Here is a 21,159-nt window from a genome sequence, read left to right on the forward strand (position 1 = left end):
GTTCCCCCCGGCCCGGGGGGAACCGACGGGCCTCCGTCGTGTGCCGCGTCACTTGCCGGAGCGGCCGATCTCCCAGAAGCGGAAGAAGCCGGTGGTGTCGACGGTGGACTCCACGCCGGTGATGTTGGAGCGCGAGGTGAAGAACGCCTTGTTCTGGAACAGCGGGATGAGCGGGGCGTTGGTGGCGACGATGCCCTGGATCTGGGCGTAGGCGCCGGTCGCGGCGGCCCGGTCGGTCTGCTTGAGGGTGTCCGGCACCAGCTTCTGGCTGATCTGCGGGTCGTCCCAGCCGTGGTGGTAGGCACCGCCCTCGACGATCAGCGGGGCGACGTAGTTGTCCGGGTCCGGGTAGTCCGCGAACCAGCCGATCGTGTACAGCTGGTACTTGCCCTCGTTCCAGCCCTTCTTGTAGGTCTCCCAGTCCGGCTCCTGCTGGACGGTGATCTGGAACAGCCCGCCGGCCTCCAGCTGCTTCTTCAGCGCCTCGGGCTCGGCGGCCTCGGCGCGCGAGCGCGACCAGGTGAGGGTGAGCTTGACCGGGGTCTGCACCTTGGCGGCGGCGAGGATCGCCTTGGCCTTGGCGACGTCCTGGTCGCCGTAGCGGTCGAAGAAGGCCGTGCTGTGGCCGGTGACGCCGGCCGGGACCATCGAGTACAGCGGCTGGACGGTGCGCGCGAAGACGTCGCGGGCCAGCGCCTTGCGGTCGATCAGCTGGGCGGCGGCCTGGCGGACGGCGAGGTTGCCGCCGGTCGCGTCCTTGGTGTTGAAGACCAGGTAGCGGGTGTCGTTGCTGTCGCCCTCGACGACGTGCAGGTCGGTCTTGCCGCCCTGCTGGTCGGAGAGGATCTGGGCCGCGGTGTTCGGCTCCAGGCTGTTGTCGGCGAGGTCGACCTCGCCGTTGTCCAGCGCGGACTTGAGGTCGGCCGGCTTGTCGAAGTAGCGCAGGGTGAACTTCTTGTTCCGCAGCTTGGCGTCGCCGGTGTACTTGTCGTTCGGCAGGAGCACGACCTTCGCCGGGCCGCCCTTGGCCATCGCCTCGACCGAGTCGATCTTGTACGGGCCGGACCCGATCTGCTTGTCGTTGGGCAGCGCCTTGTCGACCGGGTAGACCTCCTGGTCGACGATGGCGCCGGCCGGGCCGGCCAGCTTGGCCGGGAGGGTGGCGTCGGGCTGGTTGAGGTGGAAGACCACCTCGGTGTCGCTGGGCGCCTCGACGGACTTGATCGACGAGAGCAGGGCGGCCGGGCCGCCCGGGTCGTTGATCTTCAGGGTCCGCTGGACCGAGTGGACGACGTCGGCGGCGGTGAGCGCGTGGCCGTTGGAGAACTTCAGCCCGGTCTTCAGCGTGCAGTGGTACTGGGTGGCGTCACCGGCGGTGAACTCGCAGGACTGCGCGGCGTCCGGGCTGGGCGCGCTGGAGGCGGCCGGGTAGCTCAGCAGCGACTGGAAGGTGTTGCGCATCAGCAGCCAGGAGCCGGCGTCGTAGGCGACGGCCGGGTCCAGGGCGGTGGTCAGCGCGGTGGTGCCCATGGTGATGGACTTGTCGCCGTCCCCCTTGACGGCGTTGGTGACCGAGCCGCAGCCGGCCACCGAGGCGGCGACGATTCCGGCGCAGCCGAGCACGGCCAGTCGTTCAGCTGAAGTCTTCACGGGTCGCGTCCTTCTGGGTGCGGTCCGGCTGCGACCGCGGGCACGACGGGGGTGCCCGTCAGCGGCGGTGCCTGGGCTCGGGGGTGGAACGAACCCGAGTAGCGTGCCATATCGAACACGCACCCCCGGCACCCGCGCAGGTGACGGTTGGGACACGGCCGCGGGGCTCTGGTCAGGCCTGTCCGACGAGTTGTCAGGCAATGCCCGTTTTCTCCCGTGCCGCTCCCCCGGCCCGGCCGCGTCCGTCCGCTTACCGGTGGGTCCTGCCGCTCCGCAATGAGACGACAATCACACCCGCGAGGTCACCAGAGAGCGCAGCAGCTCCAGATCGACCTGCTCCAGCGAGGAGACCACCAGACGCCCCGGCGCCGGCTCGATCGGCGCCACCGAGGGCACCGCGATCACCGGGCAGCCGGCCGCCTCGGCGGCCCGCACCCCGGTCGGCGCGTCCTCGACCACCACGCAGCGGGCCGGGTCGGCACCCAGCCTGCGGGCCGCCTCCAGGTACGGGTCCGGGTGCGGCTTGGTGCGCGGCACCTCGTCCCCGGCGACCGAGAACGCGAAGTGCTCGGCACCCAGCGAACGCAGCACGATGTCGATGATGTGCCGATGCGAGGCGGACACCAGCGCGGCCGGCACGCCGTGCGCGGCCAGCGTGTTGAGCAGCCGCTCGGCGCCCGGCATCAGCGGCACCCCGCCGCCCAGCAGGTCGACGAAGCGCTGGTTGATCAGCACGGTCAGGTCGGCCGGCGACAGGTCCACCCCGGTGCTGCTCAGCAGGTGGTCGATCACCCGGGTCATCGGGCCGCCGACCACGTGGGCGCGGTCCTCGGCGCTCAGCTGGTGGCCCAGGTCGGCGAAGAGCGAGAACTCGGCCTGCCACCAGAAGTCCTCGGTGTCGACCAGCGTCCCGTCCATGTCCAGCAGCACCGCCTGGAGGCCCCGGTCGTCGCCGCCGAGGGTCTGGGTGGCGGTGGAGATGGTGGTCATGGCGGGATCCTTCCGTCCGTGCCCGGATCGGCCCCGGGGATGGCACGGGCCGGCCCGCAGGTGAGCGGACCGGCCCGTTCAGGGTCATCAAGAATACGCCCGGACCGCCCGGATCGGGCGAACGATGCGCAACACGGGCGTTACCGGGCGTTGAAGTACTTCGCCTCGGGGTGGTGGATCACGATCGCGTCGGTGGACTGCTCCGGGTGCAGCTGGAACTCCTCGGAGAGCACCACGCCGATCCGCTCGGGCTTCAGCAGCTCGGCGATCTTGGCGCGGTCCTCCAGCTCCGGGCAGGCCCCGTAGCCCAGCGAGAACCGGGCGCCGCGGTACTTGAGCGCGAACATGTCCCGGACGTCCTGCGGGTCCTCGTCGCCGAAGCCCAGCTCGTAGCGGACCCGGGCGTGCCAGAACTCGGCCAGCGCCTCGGCCAGCTGGACGGACAGGCCGTGCAGCTCCAGGTAGTCGCGGTAGGAGTTGTTCGCGAACAGCTCGTTGGCCGCCTCGGAGATCCGGTTGCCCATGGTGACCACCTGCAGCCCGAGGACGTCGCGCACCCCGGCCTCCTCCGGGCGGAAGAAGTCCGCCAGGCACAGCCGGCGCCCGCGCCGCTGGCGCGGGAAGGTGAAGCGGGTCCGCTCGGTGCCGTCCTCGTGGAAGACGATCAGGTCGTCGCCCTTGGAGTTCGCCGGGTAGTAGCCGTAGACCACGGCCGCCTCCAGCCAGCCCTCGGTCTGCAGCCGGTCCAGCCACATCCGCAGCCGCGGACGGCCCTCGGTCTCCACCAGCTCCTCGTAGGACGGCCCCTCGCCGCTGCGCGCCGCCTTGAGGCCCCACTGGCCCTTGAACAGCGCGTCCTCGTCCAGCCAGGAGGCGTAGTCCGCGAACGGCACGCCCTTGACGATCCGGTCGCCCCAGAAGGGCGGCTCGGGCACCCGGTTGTCCACCGCCACGTCGGAGCGGATCTGGCCGAGGTTGACCTCCTCCGGCTCCTCGACCTCCACCCGGGCGTGGCGGCGCTGCTTGAGCTCCGGCAGGACGGCGCCGGGCACGCCGCGCTTGACCGCGATCAGCGCGTCCATCAGCCGCAGGCCCTCGAAGGCGTCCCGGGCGTAGCGGACCTCGCCCTCGTAGATCTCGTGCAGGTCCTGCTCGACGTAGGCGCGGGTCAGCGCCGCGCCGCCGAGGATCACCGGGAACTGGGCCGCCAGCCTGCGCTGGTTCAGCTCCTCCAGGTTCTCCTTCATGATCACGGTGGACTTGACCAGCAGGCCGGACATCCCGATGACGTCCGCCCTGTGCTCCTGCGCGGCGTCCAGGATCGCCGAGACCGGCTGCTTGATGCCCAGGTTGACCACGTTGTAGCCGTTGTTGGACAGGATGATGTCGACCAGGTTCTTGCCGATGTCGTGGACGTCGCCCTTCACGGTGGCCAGCACGATGGTGCCCTTGCCCTCCGCGTCGGACTTCTCCATGTACGGCTCCAGGTGCGCCACCGCGGTCTTCATCACCTCGGCGGACTGCAGCACGAACGGCAGCTGCATCTGGCCGGAGCCGAACAGCTCGCCGACCACCTTCATGCCGGACAGCAGGGTCTCGTTGATGATCTCCAGCGCCGGGCGGGCCGTCAGCGCCTCGTCCAGGTCGGCCTCCAGGCCGTTGCGCTCACCGTCGATGATCCGGCGCTGGAGGCGCTCCTCCAGCGGCAGCGCGGCCAGCTCCTCCGCCTTGGACGCCTTGACCGAGGCCGAGGAGACGCCCTCGAACAGCTCCAGCAGGCGCTGCAGCGGGTCGTAGCCCTCGCGGCGGCGGTCGTAGACCAGGTCGAGCGCGGCCTCGCGCTGCTCCTCCGGGATCCGCGAGATCGGCAGGATCTTGGAGGCGTGCACGATCGCCGAGTCCAGGCCGGCCTCCACGCACTCGTGCAGGAAGACCGAGTTGAGGACGACCCGGGCGGCCGGGTTGAGGCCGAAGGAGATGTTGGACAGGCCCAGCGTGGTCTGCACCGCCGGGCGGCGGCGCTTCAGCTCGCGGATCGCCTCGATGGTCTCGATGCCGTCCCGGCGGGACTCCTCCTGGCCGGTGGCCAGGGTGAAGGTCAGGCAGTCGACCAGGATCGAGCCCTCGTCGATGCCGTAGTCCGCGGTGAGCTCGGCGATCAGCCGCTCGGCGATCTCCACCTTCTTGCCGGCGGTGCGGGCCTGGCCCTCCTCGTCGATGGTGAGCGCGATCAGGCCGGCGCCGTGCTCGCGGGCCAGCGAGGCGATCCGGCCGAAGCGCGACTCCGGGGCGTTGCCGTCCTCGTAGTTGACCGAGTTGAGCACCGCGCGGCCGCCCAGCGCCTCCAGGCCCGCCCGCAGCACCGGGGGCTCGGTGGAGTCCAGCACGATCGGCAGCGTCGAGGCGGTGGCCAGCCGGCCGGCGATCTCCTTCATGTCGGCGACGCCGTCGCGCCCGACGTAGTCCACGCACAGGTCCAGCAGGTGGGAGCCGTCGCGGATCTGGTCGCGGGCGATCTCCACGCAGGCCTGCCAGTCGCCGGCCAGCATCGACTCGCGGAACTTCTTGGAGCCGTTGGCGTTGGTGCGCTCGCCGATCGCCAGGTACGAGGTGTCCTGGCGGAACGGCACCGACTGGTACAGCGAGGCGGCGGACGGCTCCGGGCGCGGGTCGCGCGCGGCGACCGGACGGCCCTGCACCCGCTCCACCACCTGGCGCAGGTGCTCGGGCGTGGTGCCGCAACAGCCGCCGACCAGCGACAGCCCGTACTCGCGGGTGAAGACGTCGTGCGCGTCGGCCAGCTCGGCCGGGCTCAGCGGGTAGTGCGCGCCGTCCTTGCCCAGCACCGGCAGACCGGCGTTCGGCATGCAGGACAGGCCGATCCGGGCGTTCTTCGCCAGGTAGCGCAGGTGCTCGCTCATCTCGGCCGGGCCGGTGGCGCAGTTCAGGCCGATGTAGTCGACGCCCAGCGGCTCCAGGGCGGTCAGCGCGGCGCCGATCTCCGAGCCGAGCAGCATGGTGCCGGTGGTCTCCACGGTCACCTGGACCAGCACCGGCAGGTCCACGCCCGCCTCGGCCAGCGCCTGCTTCGAGCCGAGGATCGCGGCCTTGGTCTGCAGCAGGTCCTGGCTGGTCTCCACCAGCAGCGCGTCCGCGCCGCCGGCGATCAGGCCGGCCGCGTTCTGCCGGAAGCCCTCGCGCAGCGTCTCGTACGGCGCGTGGCCGAGCGTCGGCAGCTTGGTGCCGGGGCCGATCGAGCCGAGCACCCAGCGCAGCCGGCCGTCCTCGGCGCCGTGCGCGTCGGCGGCCTCGCGGGCCAGCCGGGCGCCGGCCTCGGAGAGCTCGAAGACCCGCTCGGCGATGTCGTACTCGCCGAGCGCGGAGTGGTTGGCGCCGAAGGTGTTGGTCTCCACGCAGTCCACGCCCACCGCGAAGTAGGCGTCGTGCACCGAGCGGACGATGTCGGGCCGGGTGAGGTTGAGGACCTCGTTGCAGCCCTCCAGGTTCTGGAAGTCCTCCAACGTGGGGTCCTGCGCCTGGAGCATCGTTCCCATCGCCCCGTCGGCGACCACCACACGGGTGGCGAGTGCCTCGCGCAGCGCGTTCGCGCGGCTCTGCTGGGTGACGGACGGGGTGGCTGCGGTGGCCATGGGGCTTCTCCCTGGGTGCGACGGCTGTCGGCTTTGCGAACCCGCTGAATCGGGAACGCACGTGGCCAGGGTATCCGGCCTCCGCCCGGGGGTGACCACCCGTTCCGTATCCTGAGCGTTCGGCCGGCAGGGGGGAACCAACGGTATGACCGCATGGCGGACGGTGATTCGAGACGGGGCGCGCGGGGCGCTGCGCCGCACCGGGGCCCGGGCGGCGGCGCTGCGGGCCCGCTGGCGCCGCTGGTCGCGGTGGCGGAAGGCGCTGGTGGTGGCGGGTGCGCTGCTCGCCGTGGTGGCCGTGCCGGTCGGCTCCGCGGCGCTCGCGCTGCGGCTGCAGTACGTCGGCGACCCCTCCCCCGAGGCCCGCACCCGGGGCCGTGACGCGGTGTGGCTGGGACACGCCTGGGTCGACGGCCGGAAGGGTGACGCCGACATCGCCGGACTCGCCCGGCGGCTGGCCGGCACCGGGATCCGCGACCTGTACGTGCACACCGGTCCGCTGGAGCACGACGGCTCGCTGCCGCCCGCCGTGCACCCCCGGGCGCGCTGGTTCACCGACGCCGTGCACCGGGCGCTGCCCGGGATCCGGGTGCAGGGCTGGCTGGGCGACGAGGTGAAGCCGGAGAAGGACGCGCTCGACCTGGAGGACGCCGCCACCCGCGCCCGGGTCACCGCCTCCGCCGTCCAGGTGCTGGACCAGGGCTTCGACGGCGTGCACTTCGACATGGAGCCGATCCGGCCCGGCTCGAAGGGCTGGCTCGACCTGCTGGAGCGGGTCCGTCCGGTCACCGCCGGGCGCGGCGCCGTGCTGTCGGTGGCCGCCCCGCAGATCGACCCGCTGCCGTACCAGCACGACGTGGGCATCGCGCTCACCGGCCACGGCAAGTGGTGGGACCAGGCGTACTTCGCCGCCACCGCACGCCGGGTCGACCAGATCGCGGTGATGACCTACGACTCCAGCATGCCGACCGAGGGGCTCTACGGCGGCTACAACGCCTACCAGACCGAACTCGCCCTGGAGGCCACCCCGGAGGACGTCGACCTGCTGATGGGCCTGCCGTTCTACTGGGAGGACGAGTGGGGCCACTGGGGGAGCGCCGAGACGGTGACCGCCGGGATCCGCGGCATCCGGCTGGGCCTCGGGCGGTACGACCTGCACCGGCGCAACTTCGGCGTCGGCCTGTACGTGGACTTCGCCGCCACCGAGCAGAACTGGGCCGGCTACCGGCGCGACTGGGTGCGGTAGGGGCTATCCGGCCATCCGGTCGGCGAGCGCGGCCAGGAAGCGGTGGACGGCGGCGCCCTCGCCCGTCACGTAGTGCGAGACGCCCCGGTACAGCGGCTGGTACACCTCGCCGCGTTCGGTGACGGTGAGGGTGCAGCCGCTTCCGGCCGCGGTCAGCGCGAACGTCCAGGTGCCGCCGTACGGCAGGCCGGGGTCGGCGATGCCGGTCACCAGACGGTGCGGGGCCTCACTCTCCACCACCTCGTGGACGGTGTGCCCGTGCCGGCCGTCCTCCCGCCAGCGCGGGCGGCCGGCGGCGGTCGCGGGCAGCCGCTCGACGTGCGCCACGTCCGGGCGCCAGGCCGGGAAGAGGTCGACGTCCGTCAGCACGTCCCAGACCTCGCGGGGCGGCCGCGCCAGCTCCAGGCCGCCCCCGCTGACGTGCTCCACGGGCAGCCGCCGCCCCGCGGCCCACAGCGCCGCCACCGCGCCGGCCGCGCCCGCCACCAGCGCCGCCGCCCCGGCCGCCGTCCACCGCCGTCCGCTCATCCGCCGGCTCCTCGCAGCCGTGCCGCCCGGCGCGGTTCCGTCGCCCGCCTCCGGGCCCCGCCTCCCATCATCGCGCCGTCCGCGGGCCACGGCACGGGCAGCCGGCGGGCGGCCCCGGATAACCGGTGGATCGTGGCCGCCGGCTCGCACAGACTGTCCCGGTGGCCCGGCGGAACGGCGCTTCAAAGCCCGTAGGCTGGGCAGGTAGGGAACCATGGAGCGAGGCGTTCCATGGGTGACGAGAGGTTCGACCGTCGGCATCGGCCCGCCGGCGCCCGGGCAGTCCCGGCCGGGCGGGGCGGAAGCGGCCGACCGGAGGGAGACACTGGGTGATCGAGCTGGAAGATGTTCCCGAGTTGATCGACCCGGTGATGGTCTGCGCCTTCGAGGGGTGGAACGACGCGGGCGACGCCGCTTCCGCGGCTCTGGCGCATCTGGACGAGACCTGGGGCGGCAAGGTGTTCGCCGCGCTCGACGCGGAGGACTACTACGACTTCCAGGTCAACCGGCCGACCGTCTGGCTGGACGGCGGGGTGCGCCGGATCACCTGGCCGACCACCAGGCTCTCGGTGGTCCGGGTCAGCGAGCCCAAGACCCGGGACGTCGTCCTGGTGCGCGGCATCGAGCCGAGCATGCGGTGGCGCTCGTTCTGCAACGAACTGCTCGGCTTCGCGCACGAGCTGGGCGTCGAGCTGGTGGTGATCCTGGGCGCGCTGCTCGGCGACACCCCGCACAGCCGCCCGGTGCCGGTCAGCGGCGTCACCTCGGACCCCGAGCTGGCCCGCCGGCTCGAACTGGAGGAGAGCCGCTACGAGGGGCCGACCGGGATCGTCGGGGTGCTGCAGGAGGCCTGCACGCACGCCGGGGTGCCGGCGGTGACGCTCTGGGCGGCGGTGCCGCACTACGTCGCGCAGCCGCCGAACCCGAAGGCCACCCTGGCGCTGGTCAACAAGCTGGAGGACCTGCTGGACCTGCGGATCCCGCCGGGCGAGCTCGGCGAGGACGCCCGGGCCTGGCAGCTGGGCGTGGACCAGCTGGCCGCCGAGGACAGCGAGGTCGCCGAGTACGTCCAGCAGCTGGAGGAGGCGCAGGACACCGCCGAGCTGCCGGAGGCCTCGGGCGACGCGATCGCCCGCGAGTTCGAGCGCTACCTGCGGCGCCGGGAGAACGTGGGGCCGACCGGCGAGAAGCCGGTCGCCGGGCACGCCACCGCGGAGCGGCCCGCCGACCCGGAGCCGCCGTCCGCCCGGGAGAGCCAGGACGGCGCCGAGGAGGAGTGAGCCGCCCCGGCCCACCGCGGACGCACGACGAAGGGGCGCCCGGGACCGCACTGGTCCCGGGCGCCCCTTGCGGTGTCCCCTACGGGGCCGCGTCCGTCACAGGGCCACGCCGAGCAGCGCGTCCACGGTGCGGGTGACCAGGCCGGGGGCGCCGGTGTCGTCGCCGCCGCCGGCCTGCTGGGCGGCCGCCCAGCGGTCCACCGCGGCCAGCGCGGCGGGCGCGTCGAGGTCCTCGGCGAGCGCCGCGCGGACCTCGGCGAGCAGCTGCCCGGCGGCCGGCCCGTCCGGCCGGGAGACGGCCGCGCGCCAGCGGGCGAGCCGCTCGACGGCCTCGTCGAGGGTGGCCTTGGTCCACTCCCAGTCCTCGCGGTAGTGGTGCGAGAGCAGGGCGAGGCGGATCGCGGCCGGGTCGACGCCCTCGCGGCGCAGCGCCGAGACGAAGACCAGGTTGCCGCGGGACTTGGACATCTTGTGGCCGTCCAGGCCGACCATGCCGGCGTGCACGTACGCCCTGGCGTACGGGTGGCCGCCGGTGGCGACCTGGGCGTGCGAGGCGCCCATCTCGTGGTGCGGGAAGGATAGGTCGCTGCCGCCGCCCTGGATGTCGAAGGACATGCCGAGGTACTGCAGCGCGATGGCGACGCACTCGATGTGCCAGCCGGGGCGGCCGTGGCCGAGCTCGGTGTCCCAGGCGGGCTCGCCGGGGCGGGCGGCCAGCCAGAGCAGGGCGTCCAGCGGGTGGCGCTTGCCGGGGCGGTCCGGGTCCCCGCCGCGCTCGGCGAAGACCGGGCGCATGGCCTCGCGGGTGAGGCCGGAGACCTCGCCGAACCGCGGGTCGGACTCGACCGAGAAGTAGACGTCGCCGTCCAGCTCGTAGGCGGCCCCGCTCGCCAGCAGCTTCTGGACCAGCGGGACGATCCACGGGATGGACTCGACGGCGCCGATGTAGTGGGCCGGCGGGAGCAGCCGCAGGGCGGTCATGTCCTCGCGGAAGAGCGCGGTCTCGCGCTCGGCGAGGGCCACCCAGTCCTGGCCGGTCTCGACCGCGCGCTGCAGCAGGGGGTCGTCGACGTCGGTGACGTTCTGCACGTAGAGGACGTCGTGGCCGGCGTCCTTCCACACCCGCTGCACCAGGTCGAAGGCGTTGTAGGTGGCGGCGTGGCCCATGTGGGTCGCGTCGTAGGGCGTGATGCCGCAGACGTAGATCCGGGCGGTGCCGTCCTGCGGCACGACCTCCCGGATGCCTCCCGTCGCGGTGTCGTGGATACGGAGGGGGAGCCCCTGACCAGGCAGGGCGGGAACCTCGGAGGCGGGCCAGGCATGCATGGCATTGACTTTAACCGCGAGAACATTTGAAAGCCTAACCAGTCGCCAAGATCGACTGGATTCGCTTCCCCGTGCGGCCCGGGCCGTCCCGGAACGACGGTGCCCGGCGCCGTCGGGCGCCGGGCAACGGCCCGGATCCGCCCCGCGCACGGCCTCGCGGGGCGGATCGGGCGGACGGGCCGCCCGGTCGGCCCTGCCGCCGACCGGGCGTCCGTGACCCTCCGGTCACACGGCCGGAGCCGCTACAACCGCTGCCAGAGGGCCGGCACGTTCGGCGGCTCCCACCCGACGAAGGCGGTGTGCGCCTGGAGGCACACGTAGGAGACGCCGGCATAGGTGACGCGGTCGCCCGGCTTGTAGGCGGTGCCCGCGGCCCAGGTTCCGCCGCCGCCGGTCTGGGTCGGCGTCGGCGTGGTGGGCGTGGTGGTCGGGGTGCCCGACGGGGTCGGGGTCTGCGCCACGTTGAGCACGAAGTCGTACGTGCCCTCCTTGGCGGACCCGACCTGGCGGACGTTCATCAGCAGCCGGGCGTCGTAGATGGTGTCCGTGCTGTTGCGCGGCTCGCCCGGGAAGTACAGCTGGGTGGTGATCACCGGCCGGCCCGGCGCCTGGAGCTTGACGTGGATGTGCCGGGTGCGGCCCGGGTAGAGGCCGGGCACGATCGTGGTGAGGCTGAAGGCGCCCTGGGCGTTGGTGAACTGGTGCCCGCGGAAGGTGAAGCCGGCGTTGTCGTAGTTGCCGTTCACGTCGGCCTGCCAGAAGTCCATCAGGACGTTGTTGATCGGCTGGCAGGCCCGGCCGAAGACGTAGCCGCTGACGGTGAGCCGGGTGCCCGGCGTGCTGTCGGTGATGAGCGAGGTGCGCAGCGGGGAGTTGGGCTTGAAGTAGGGGCCCTCGGTCTGCTCGATGGTGGGGGCGTCGCCGTCGTGGCACTCGGGGGTGAGGTCCAGCAGTTCGCCGCTGCCGACCCGGTCGCGGGCCAGGGCGACGCCTCCGCCGACCAGCAGCGGAGCGGTGCCGAGCACGGCGGCGGCCCTGAGGACGGTCTTGCGGCTGATCCGGCGGTCGATCGGACCGTCCGTCCCGGTGAGAGGCTCTTCGGACGCGGGCATGCGCCGACTCCTTCGGTGTGAGTGTGGGGGATCTGGTGGTTCCGTCCGGGGACGGCCCTTGCCATGGTGGGGGCATGACAAGGACCGGGCCGGCGGGCCGCCCGCTCGCGCCGGGCGGTCCGCCGGTGGCCAGCAGTCAAACTACGGGGCGCCCGGAGCCGCCGCGATGGACGTGATCCGGGGATCGTGGTGATTTCCTCCGACCTTCGCCCGGAATTCGCCCGGCGTCATCCCGGTCTCCCGGCGGAAGAACCGGCAGAAGTACGCCGGATCACCGAATCCGGCCTCCCTGGACACCTGCCGCACCGTCAGTTCCGTGCAGGCCAGGAGCCGTTTGGCCTCCAGCGTCTGCTGCTGGCGGATCAGCCGGCCCGGGGTGCGGCCGGTCGCCTGCTTGACCATCGCCTGCAGGTGCCCCGAGGAGACGCCCAGCTCGTGCGCACAGGACGCGACCGAGCGCTGCACCCCGCCCGGGGTGGCGATCAGCCGGGTGAAGGCGGCCGCGAGGTCCCCGGTGCGGCCGGGCAGCGCGCCCGGGCCGCCGGGCGTACAGGCCCGCAGGGCGCGCACCACGAGGATGTGCAGGCTGGCCCGCAGCACGCCCGGGTAGCCCGCCGGGCGGGCCCGGTACTCGGCCTCCATGTCGGCGAGCAGCCCGGCGATCGGGGCGGCCTGGTCGCCCAGGCGCACCGCCGGACGGGAGGCCAGGGTGCGCAGCGCGGCGAGGTCCTGCGGGTGGGAGAGCAGGAAGTCCTCGTTGAACAGCACGACCTGCCCGGTGAGGTCGTCCGCGTCCGCCCAGTAGTGCACCTGGCCGGGGGCGATCACGCACAACTGCGGGGGCTGCACCGGCCGCTGGACCAGGTCCAGGACGTGGGCGCCGCGCCCGCCGGTGACGAAGACGATCTCGTAGAAGGCGTGCCGGTGGGGAAAGCCGGCCCGGGACAGCGGGCCGATGGCGTCGAAACTGCCGATCGCGAACGGGAGCAGATGCGGCAGCGGGACCTGGAGGCGGTGCAGCGGCAGGTCCAGGTGGGGGGTGGTCCGTCGCTCGTCCATCGTCGCAGTGTGGGGCCCCGACGGGGCACCGGTCCAGACCATTACCGGCTGAGCGGGCCGATGGACCGTCGGATCCGGGGGGCGGCCCGCCTTCGAACCCTCGGTCCGGCGGGCCGCCCGGCCGTCAGATCGGCGGCCAGGGGATGGACGGCCAGTCCTCGGAGGGCAGCGGATGGGTGCCGGTGGCGAGCAGCGCGGCCACCCGGGCCCGGGCGGCGTCCAGTTCGGCGGCGGTCAGGTGCGGGGCCAGCCGCTCCCCCAGCGCGCCGTCCAGCTGCCCGGCCAGCCCGGCCAGCACCTCGGCCGCCTCGGCGGGCAGCGGCTGCCCGGCCCAGCCCCAGAGCAGGGTGCGCAGCTTGCCCTCGGTGTTGAAGGTGACGCCGTGGTCGATGCCGTAGAGCCGGCCGTCGGCGGCCGGGATCAGGTGGCCGCCCTTGCGGTCGGCGTTGTTGAGCACGGCGTCCAGCACCGCGAGCCGGCGCAGCCGCACGTCGTCGGGGTGGACCAGCAGCGCGGTGCGCCCGTCGCCGACCTCGGCCCGGACGATCGGCAGCCAGCCGTCCTCGGGGCCGCCCGGGTCCTGGAGCGCGAGCAACGGGGCGGCGTGCGGGTCGGGCTCGACCCACAGCTGCACCATGCCGGGGCCGTGCGGGCCCTCGCGCAGCACGGTGGGCGGGACCAGGCCCCAGCCGGTGGCGGCGGACACCTCGTAGGCGGCGACCTCGCGGCCGGCCAGGGTGCCGTCCGGGAAGTCCCAGAGCGGGCGCTCCCCGGCGACCGGCTTGTAGACGGCCTGAGCCGCGCGGCCGTCGGCGGCGGTGACGGTGCAGTAGAGGGCCGCGTTGGAGGCGTCGGTGAGCCGGCCGTGCACGGTCAGCGCGCCCTCGCGCAGCAGCCGCAGCGCGCCGGGCGCGTCGGCCGCGAGGGCGGCGGCCTCGGCGGGGTCGGACCGCGGCGGCTCCGGCGGCTCCGGCAGGTCCGCGGGCCGGGCGGCCGGCGGGTTCAGCGCCGGTACCCGTTCGCGCGCGGGCACAGGTGGCCCTCCGGGTCGAGCGGCAGGTTGCAGAACGGGCAGGGCTTGCGGCCGGCCGCGACGAGGTCCAGCGCCCGCTTGGCGAACACCCGGGCCATCGCACCGGACAGGCGCACCCGCAGCATGTCGGGGCCGTTCTCGTCGTCCTCGAAGACGGCGGCGCCCTCGTCCTCGCCCTCCTCGTCCTCGACCAGCGCCTGGGCCTCGACGACCAGGCAGCCGTCCACGCTGTCCCAGGCGAGGGCCATCGTGCCGACCCGGAACTCCTGCTCCAGCGGCAGGTCCAGCGGCGCGGTGTCGAGCAGGTCCTGCGGGGCGGCGGCCGGGATGGTGGCCTCGCCGCCGCTGCGGCGCAGCGCCTCGTCGAGGACCTCCTCGATCCGCTCGGCGAGCGCGGCGACCTGGGTCTTCTCCAGCAGCACGCTGGTGATCCGCCCACGGGCGCTGGCCTGCAGGTAGAACGCCCGGGCGCCGGGCTGGCCGACGGTGCCGGCCACGAACCGTTCGGGCTGGTCGTAGAAGAAGACCTGACGGGTCACGCTCTCGCTCCGGGTCGTATCGATCGTCGTGGGCGTCCGCGGACGCCGCTGGGGTCGGTCGGGGGTCGGGGCTGGGTGGTCCGGGGCGCCCGGGCCGGCGGCGCGGGCACCCACTGGTCACCCTACGACCTCCGGGGCCGCACCGGGGAGCCGAGGCCCGGGCGGACGGTTCAGGCCGTCCCGGTGGAGCCGCCGACGACCGCGTCCCCGCTCCGGGCGCCCGGGGCGGCGGGCCGCGGGGCGAGCGCGGCGAGGTCGCCGGTGTCGCCCATCCGCAGGACGAAGGGCCGGCGCGCGGTGTAGCGGATCGCGGTGACCGAGCACGGGTCGACGTTGATCCGCTGGAAGTGGTCGAGGTGCAGGCCGAGCGCGTCGGCCACCACCGCCTTGATCACGTCGCCGTGGGAGCAGGCGAGCCAGACCGCGTCCTCGCCGTGCTCGGCGGCGACCTTCTCGTTCCACTCGCGGACCGCGTTCACGGTGCGGTGGCTCAGCTCGCGCAGCGACTCGCCGCCGGGGAAGGCGGCGGCCGCGGCGTGGTCCTGGACGGTGCGCCACAGCGGTTCCTCGGCCAGCTCGGCCAGCGGCCGGCCGGTCCACTCGCCGTAGTGGCACTCGCCGAGCCGCTCGTCCAGCGCGGGGCCCGAGAGGCCGGGGCGCGCGGCGAGCAGCGGCTCCAGGGTCTGCCGGCAGCGCTCCAGCGGGCTGCTGACCACCTGGGCCAGCGGGACCGGGTCGAGCCGGCCGGCGAGCGCGGCGGCCTGCGCGCGGCCGGTGTCGTCGAGCTCCACCCCGGGCGTCCAACCGGCCAGGATTCCGGCGGTGTTCGCGGTGGAGCGGCCGTGGCGGACGAGCAGCAGGGTGGGCATGGGGCCTACCCTACGGCCTTCCCCGCCGGGGCGGGCCGGCGCCCGGGGCCCGGCCGGGAGCCGGACCGGGAGGTGCGCCCCCGTCGCGGCGGATGTTTCGCACCGGCGCGAGAGGTGACAATGGCCCGCATGATCGTCCATTGCGCCATCTACCGCGACGGCCGACCGGTCGCGACGCCCGCGGACCCCGCCGGCAGCCTCGCCGCCGCGCGGAAGGCGGGCCCGGGCGGCTTCGTCTGGATAGGCCTGTTCGAGCCCACCGCCGAGGAACTCGACCGGGTCGGAGCCGAGTTCGGCCTGCACCCGCTGGCCGTCGAGGACGCGGTCGGCGCCCACCAGCGCCCCAAGGTGGAGGCGTACCAGGACTCGCTGTTCGTGGCGCTCAAGACGCTCGGCTACCACCCCGGCGGCCACGCGGTGACCAGCGGCGAGGTGATGCTCTTCGTCGGCAACGACTTCGTGATGACCGTCCGGCACGGCGCCGACAGCCCGCTGGGCACGCTGCGCTCGGAGCTGGAGCAGCAGCCGGAGGTGCTGAAGTTCGGGCCGAGCGCGGTCCTGCACTCGGTCTGCGACAGGGTGGTGGACGGCTACGTGGACGTCGCCGTCGGCATCCAGGCCGACCTCGACGAGCTGGAGGCGGACGTCTTCGCCCCCGGCCGGGTGGGCCGCGACATCGCCGGCCGGATCTACGGCTACAAGCGGCAGCTGGTGACCGTCCGCCGGGCCACCGGGCCGCTGGCCGACCCGATGCTGCGGCTGGAGCGCGGCGGCGTGCCGTATGTCCGGGCCGAGGCGCTGCCCTACCTGCGGGACGTCTCCGACCACCTGGCCCGCACCAACGACCAGGTGGAGGCGATGGACCGGCTGCTGTCGGACATCCTGTCGGCCAACCTGGCGCAGGTCAGCGTGCAGCAGAACAACGACATGCGGAAGATCTCGGCCTGGGCGGCGCTGGCCGCCGTGCCGACGATGATCGCCGGCGTGTACGGGATGAACTTCGAGCACATGCCCGAGCTGCACCAGCCCTGGGGCTATCCGGCGGCGGTCTCGCTGATGGTGGTGGTCTGCGTGGTGCTGCACCGGGTGTTCAAGCGGCACGACTGGCTCTGACCCGCCCCGCCCCGCGTGGTGCTGCTGCGGGGCGGGGCGGGGCGGCGGCCGCCGGGTCAGGCGAGGCCGGCGCGCTCCAGGGCCTCGACGCCGGTGCGCAGCGCCGTGATCCGCTCGTCGAGGGTGAAGCCGGCCGGGGCCAGGGTGAGGGTGGTGACGCCCGCGTCGGCGTAGGCCTGCATCCGGTCGGCGATCCGGGCGGTGTCGCCGATCAGCGAGGTGGCGTCGATCAGCTCGCGCGGCACGGCGGCGGCCGCGCCCGCGTGGTCCCTGGCCAGGTAGCGTTCCTGGACCTCGTCGGCGGCCTGCTCGTGGCCCATCCGGCGGGCGAGCTGGTTGTAGAAGTTCTTCTCCTTGCTGCCCATGCCGCCGATGTAGAGCGCGGTGTAGGCGCGCTGCGAGTCGATCCCGGCCTCGATGTCCTCGCCGACGGCGATGGCGACGGTCGGGCAGACGTCGAAGCCCTCGAACTCCTTGCCCGGCTCGGCCCCGGCCTTGGCACGGCCGGCCTTCAGCGGGTCCAGCGAGAGGGCGGCGTGCGCGGGGTCGAAGAAGATGCCGAGCCAGCCGTCGGCGATCTCGCCGGTCTGCTCCAGGTTCTTCGGGCCGATCGCGGCGATGTACAGCGGGATGCGCTCGCGCACCGGGTGCACGGTGAGCTTGATCGGCTTGCCGGGGCCGCCGGGCAGCGGCAGCGTCCAGTGGGCGCCCTCGTGGACCAGCCGCTCGCGGGACATCGCCTTGCGGATGATCTCCACGTACTCGCGGGTGCGGGCCAGCGGCTTGTCGAACTTCACGCCGTACCAGCCCTCGGAGACCTGCGGGCCGGAGACGCCGAGGCCCAGCCGGAAGCGGCCGCCGGAGAGGGTGTCCAGGGTGGCGGCGGTCATCGCGGTCATCGCCGGGGTGCGGGCCGGGATCTGGAAGATGGCCGAGCCGACGTCGATCCGCTCGGTCCTGGCGGCGACGAAGGAGAGCACGGTGGCCGCGTCCGAGCCGTAGGCCTCGGCCGCCCAGCAGACCGCGTAGCCGAGCCGGTCCGCCTCCTGGGCGACGGCGATGTTGTCGGCGTCCATGCCGAGTCCCCAGTAGCCGAGGTTGATGCCGAGTCGCATGGGCACTGCCTTCCAGTCGGGTTGCTCGGGAGCGCGAGGACGCGTCCGCGCGACATGCTACTGGCCAGTAGCAGTGGCGCGGGTCACATTCCGGCCCCCGGCCGGCGCGCTCCCGTCCGGTGCGGCCGACGATGATCGTCCTGCGGGTCTGCACACCTGCCCGTTCACCGGCCGCTACGCTCAGCCGACGTGGGGCGCCGCGTCCCACCTGCGGGTTTGCCCCCCACGCGCACGCCGCCCCGCAGCGTTGTGCCACCGCACCTTCGGCCAGTGAGAGGGCCCGTCCGATGGAAAAGCGTCACCTCGGCCGCACCGGGCTGCAGGTCTCCCGGCTCGGCCTCGGCACCATGACCTGGGGCCGCGACACCGACGAGCAGGAGGCCGCCGAACAGCTCAAGGAGTTCGTCGACGCCGGCGGCAACCTCGTCGACACCGCCGACGTCTACGCCGACGGCGACGCCGAGTACCTGCTCTCCCGGCTCACCGACACCCTCGTCCCCCGCTCCGAGCTGGTGATCGCCACCAAGGCGGGCAGCGTCCCGGCCTCCGGGCGCCGCTTCGACGGCTCGCGCGGCCATCTGCTCGCCGCGCTCGACGCCTCGCTGCGCCGGCTGGGCACCGACCACGTCGACTTCTGGCAGGTGCACGCCTTCGACCCGGCCACCCCGGTCGAGGAGACCCTGAGCGCCCTGGACATCGCCGTCTCCTCCGGCCGGGCCCGCTACGTGGGGGTCTGCGACTTCAGCGGCTGGCAGCTCGCCAAGGCCGCCACCTGGCAGCACGCCCACCACGGCCGGGTCCCGCTGGCCGGGGTGCAGCTGGAGTACTCGCTGCTCCAGCGCGGCATCGAGCGCGAGGCACTGCCCGCCGCCCTGGACACGGGGGTCGGTCTGCTGGCCGGCTCCCCGCTCGGGCGCGGCGTGCTCACCGGCAAGTACCGGCACGGCCTGCCGCAGGACTCGCGCGGCGCCTCGCCCTACCTGTCCGGATTCGTCCAGCCCTACCTCGGGGAGCGCGCCCGGCGGATCGTGGACGCCGTCGCGACCGCCGCCGACGGGCTCGCCAGCAGCCCGCTGGCGGTCGCGCTCGCCTGGGTCCGGGACCGCCCCGGGGTGACGAGCGCGCTGGTCGGGGCCCGGACCGTCGGGCAGCTGCAGGCGGCGCTGTCGGTGGAGGCGCTTACGCTTCCGGAGGAGATCCGCGGTGCGCTCGACGACATCTCGGCGCCGGTCCACCGCTACCCCGACCAGGGGTGGAGCGAGCTGTGACGCCCGTCCACCCCCGCGACCCGAGCCTGCCCGAACCGACCGACCGCCGGACCGGCCGCCATCCGCGGCCCCGGACCGGCCCGACCCGGCCGACCGCCCGCACCACGGGCGGGCGGCGCCCAGCATGTGGAGTTGAGCTTTTGTGGAGCGGACGATGACTGACGCGCAGAACGGCGCTCCGGAGGAGACCCCGGTGGGCGCGGGCGTCGTTCCCGGGCAGGGGTCGCCCGAGCCGGAGGCGGCGACGCCGGAGGCGGCGGGCGCGCCGGCGGGCAGCGGACCCGCGGGTGCCGAACCGGCCGACCCGGCGGACCGGGCCGCGGCCGTCGCGGCGCTGGCGGAGCGGGTGCGGTCGGTCGGCCGGTCCGCCGGGGACGCCGACGCCCCGGCGTCCGGGGCCCCGGACGCGGGCGCGCCCGCCGGTCCGGCGACCGACGAGCAGCGCGCGCAGGCGCTCGCGGACACCGCCGCGGTGCTGGCCGAGGGCGGCGCCCCGGCCCCGCTGGCCGCCGTCGCCGTGGCGGTGTTCGGCGACGGCGCGGCCGGGCAGCTCCGCGAGGACCCGTGGGCCGTGCTCGCCCTGCCCGGCGTCCGCCCGGAGCACGCCGACGGCTTCGCCCGCGGCCTGCTCGGCCCGGCCGCCGGCCCCGGCGACAAGCGGCGCGCCCAGGCCCTGGTGGGCTGGCTGCTGGAGCAGGCCACCCTGCGCGGGCACTCGGCCCTGGAGGTCGCCGAGGTGGCCGCCGGGCTGGAGCGCCTCGGCGTGCCGGACGCGGCCGCCGCCATCCAGGCCGCCGTCCTCGACGGCCGGGCGATGCCGTTCCAGGAGGAGCTCACCGGCGCCGAGGCGCACGCGGCGGGCGGGGGCGACGAGGACGAGCCGCCGACCCGCACCCTGCTCGCCCTGGAGCGGCTGGCGCTGGCCGAGGAGAGCCTGGCCGACGGCCTGGTCCGGCTGATGTCCACCTTCGTGCCGGGCGAGGACCCGGCGGAGGACTCCGCGGACGACTCCGCCGGGGACTCCGCGGACGCTTCCGCCGGGGACTCCGTGGAGGACGACGCCGCCGACGCCGGGACCGGTGACGCCCCGGAGACCGCGGAGCCCACCGAGGAGGCGCCCGCCGCCCCCGGGCCGGCCGCCTGGGAGGCCTCGGCGGCCGCCGCCCCGTCCTCCTCCGCGGCCGCCCTGATCCGGGCCGCCGCCGAGAGCGCGCTCGTCCTGCACACCGGCGGCGAGGCCGCCCGCGCCGAACCGGCCGCCCTGCTGGCCGCCGCGACCGGCCTCGGTCTGCGGGCCTGGGCCGCCACCTGGACCGACCAGGGCCGGGACGCCTTTTCCGCGCTCGCCCCGCTCGCCGACGCCGCCGCCCCGGCGCCCGTCGCCACCCTGGCCGAGCTGCTCGCCGGCGCGGCCGGCCCCGGCCGGTCCGCCGACGGCACGCTCGCGCTGGACGTGCTGATCGTGCTGGACGCCCCGCTGCTGGACGTCGAGCTGGCCGCCACCCTGCTGGAGTCGCTGGCCGACGGCACCCGCCTGGTGCTCAGCGGCGACCCGGGCCAGCTCTGGTCGGCCGGCCCCGGCCGCTTCTTCGCCGACCTGCTCGCCGCCAGGGCCTGCCCGGCCGTCGCCTCCCGCACCCCCGACTTCGGCCCGATCGGCGAGCTGGTCTCCGGCGTCGGCATCGGCGAGCTCCAGCCGGTCGAGGCGCCCGACAAGGAGGTGGTCATCCTGACCGCCAAGGACGGCGCCGAGGCCGTCCACCGCGCCGTCCAGCTGCTCACCGACTCCATCCCGCGCGCCCTCGGCATCCCCTCCGAGCAGGTCGTGCTGCTCACCCCCGGGCACGGCGGCGGGGGCGGCACCCGGGCGCTGAACGCCGCCGCCAAGGCCCGGCTCAACCCGGGCCCGGGCCGCTTCGGCGGTTTCGACCCCGGCGACCGGGTCGCCGACTCCCCCGCGCCCGGCCACACCCGGCTGGCCCGGGTGCTCGACGGCGACGCCGCCGGCCTGCACCTGGAGTACCCGGACGGCTCGCGCCGCACCGTCCCGCCCGCCGAGGCCGGAAAGCTGCGGCACGGCTGGGCGCTGACCGTCCACCAGGCGGTCGGCCGCCGCTGGCCGGGCGCGGTGGTGGTGCTCCCGGACGACGCGGGCGCCGCGCTCACCCGGCAGTGGGTGTACACGGCGTTCGGCCGCGGCGAGCGTCACCTCTCGGTGGTCCACGCCGCCGGCCCGGCGCTCCCGCAGGCCGTCGCCGAGCGCCCGGCCGCGCCCCGCACCACCCGGCTGCGGGCGATCCTCGCGGAGAACGCGGCCGAGCCCTTCTGACCCCGGCCCGGGTGCCGGAACGGCCGGAGGGCCCCCACGGACGCGTGGGGGC

The 21,159-nt window shown here is 74.5% G+C and carries 16 protein-coding genes; 5 read left to right on the forward strand and 11 right to left on the reverse strand.

Annotation, left to right across the window (positions count from 1 at the left end; all coding sequences use genetic code 11):
• Positions 1 to 48 precede the first annotated feature (48 nt).
• The 3 genes from ACFVVL_RS34675 to metH form a co-directional block, all read right to left on the reverse strand.
• On the reverse strand, positions 49 to 1,650 hold the full coding sequence (locus ACFVVL_RS34675) for an ABC transporter substrate-binding protein (RefSeq protein ID WP_380295585.1): 1,602 nt from the start codon (positions 1,648 to 1,650) through the stop codon (positions 49 to 51).
• Positions 1,651 to 1,938: 288 nt separating this feature from the next.
• Complete coding sequence (locus ACFVVL_RS34680) at positions 1,939 to 2,640, reverse strand: HAD family hydrolase (RefSeq protein ID WP_380295583.1); 702 nt, start codon at positions 2,638 to 2,640, stop codon at positions 1,939 to 1,941.
• Positions 2,641 to 2,780: 140 nt separating this feature from the next.
• Positions 2,781 to 6,290 (reverse strand): methionine synthase, encoded by a 3,510-nt coding sequence (gene metH, locus ACFVVL_RS34685; protein ID WP_380295581.1) that lies wholly within the window; start codon positions 6,288 to 6,290, stop codon positions 2,781 to 2,783.
• Between the two features lie 145 nt (positions 6,291 to 6,435).
• Between metH and ACFVVL_RS34690 the strand changes: the two genes are divergently transcribed.
• Complete coding sequence (locus tag ACFVVL_RS34690; protein ID WP_387682453.1) at positions 6,436 to 7,536, forward strand: glycoside hydrolase family 18 protein; 1,101 nt, start codon at positions 6,436 to 6,438, stop codon at positions 7,534 to 7,536.
• A gap of 3 nt (positions 7,537 to 7,539) precedes the next feature.
• Here the strand turns inward: ACFVVL_RS34690 and ACFVVL_RS34695 are convergent, their stop codons facing one another.
• Positions 7,540 to 8,064 carry an SRPBCC domain-containing protein gene (locus tag ACFVVL_RS34695; RefSeq protein WP_380295578.1) on the reverse strand — a complete coding sequence of 175 codons (525 nt, stop codon included), beginning with the start codon at positions 8,062 to 8,064 and terminating at the stop codon, positions 7,540 to 7,542.
• Between the two features lie 329 nt (positions 8,065 to 8,393).
• Between ACFVVL_RS34695 and ACFVVL_RS34700 the strand changes: the two genes are divergently transcribed.
• On the forward strand, positions 8,394 to 9,344 hold the full coding sequence (locus ACFVVL_RS34700) for a PAC2 family protein (RefSeq protein WP_380295576.1): 951 nt from the start codon (positions 8,394 to 8,396) through the stop codon (positions 9,342 to 9,344).
• Positions 9,345 to 9,440: 96 nt separating this feature from the next.
• Here ACFVVL_RS34700 and mshC read toward each other — a convergent pair whose 3' ends face one another.
• The 6 genes from mshC to ACFVVL_RS34730 all read right to left on the reverse strand — a co-directional run bounded on the left by mshC (position 9,441) and on the right by ACFVVL_RS34730 (position 15,282).
• Complete coding sequence (gene mshC, locus ACFVVL_RS34705) at positions 9,441 to 10,670, reverse strand: cysteine--1-D-myo-inosityl 2-amino-2-deoxy-alpha-D-glucopyranoside ligase (protein ID WP_380295573.1); 1,230 nt, start codon at positions 10,668 to 10,670, stop codon at positions 9,441 to 9,443.
• Between the two features lie 242 nt (positions 10,671 to 10,912).
• Positions 10,913 to 11,782, reverse strand: coding sequence for a carbohydrate-binding protein (locus ACFVVL_RS34710; protein WP_380295572.1), 870 nt, complete (start codon positions 11,780 to 11,782; stop codon positions 10,913 to 10,915).
• Between the two features lie 141 nt (positions 11,783 to 11,923).
• Positions 11,924 to 12,841 carry a helix-turn-helix domain-containing protein gene (locus tag ACFVVL_RS34715; protein ID WP_387682459.1) on the reverse strand — a complete coding sequence of 306 codons (918 nt, stop codon included), beginning with the start codon at positions 12,839 to 12,841 and terminating at the stop codon, positions 11,924 to 11,926.
• 124 nt (positions 12,842 to 12,965) lie between these two features.
• Entirely contained in the window at positions 12,966 to 13,742 is a 777-nt protein-coding gene (locus ACFVVL_RS34720; protein WP_380295587.1) for an SCO1664 family protein, read from the reverse strand.
• A gap of 101 nt (positions 13,743 to 13,843) precedes the next feature.
• Positions 13,844 to 14,413, reverse strand: a complete 570-nt coding sequence (locus ACFVVL_RS34725; RefSeq protein WP_380295569.1) for a DUF3090 domain-containing protein — start codon at positions 14,411 to 14,413, stop codon at positions 13,844 to 13,846.
• Between the two features lie 170 nt (positions 14,414 to 14,583).
• Positions 14,584 to 15,282 carry a histidine phosphatase family protein gene (locus ACFVVL_RS34730; protein ID WP_380295567.1) on the reverse strand — a complete coding sequence of 233 codons (699 nt, stop codon included), beginning with the start codon at positions 15,280 to 15,282 and terminating at the stop codon, positions 14,584 to 14,586.
• 120 nt (positions 15,283 to 15,402) lie between these two features.
• Between ACFVVL_RS34730 and ACFVVL_RS34735 the strand changes: the two genes are divergently transcribed.
• Positions 15,403 to 16,395 carry a magnesium and cobalt transport protein CorA gene (locus tag ACFVVL_RS34735; RefSeq protein WP_387682463.1) on the forward strand — a complete coding sequence of 331 codons (993 nt, stop codon included), beginning with the start codon at positions 15,403 to 15,405 and terminating at the stop codon, positions 16,393 to 16,395.
• Between the two features lie 56 nt (positions 16,396 to 16,451).
• Here ACFVVL_RS34735 and ACFVVL_RS34740 read toward each other — a convergent pair whose 3' ends face one another.
• Entirely contained in the window at positions 16,452 to 17,510 is a 1,059-nt protein-coding gene (locus ACFVVL_RS34740) for an LLM class F420-dependent oxidoreductase (protein WP_387682466.1), read from the reverse strand.
• Positions 17,511 to 17,797: 287 nt separating this feature from the next.
• On the opposite strand from ACFVVL_RS34740, the gene ACFVVL_RS34745 reads away from it, so the two are divergent.
• Both ACFVVL_RS34745 and ACFVVL_RS34750 read left to right on the forward strand, forming a co-directional pair.
• On the forward strand, positions 17,798 to 18,778 hold the full coding sequence (locus ACFVVL_RS34745) for an aldo/keto reductase (RefSeq protein ID WP_387682469.1): 981 nt from the start codon (positions 17,798 to 17,800) through the stop codon (positions 18,776 to 18,778).
• A 154-nt stretch (positions 18,779 to 18,932) separates the two neighbouring features.
• Positions 18,933 to 21,107 (forward strand): ATP-binding domain-containing protein, encoded by a 2,175-nt coding sequence (locus tag ACFVVL_RS34750; protein WP_387682472.1) that lies wholly within the window; start codon positions 18,933 to 18,935, stop codon positions 21,105 to 21,107.
• Positions 21,108 to 21,159: the final 52 nt, after the last annotated feature.

Source organism: Kitasatospora sp. NPDC058115, from assembly GCF_042884635.1.
Taxonomy (GTDB): Bacteria; Actinomycetota; Actinomycetes; order Streptomycetales; family Streptomycetaceae; genus Kitasatospora.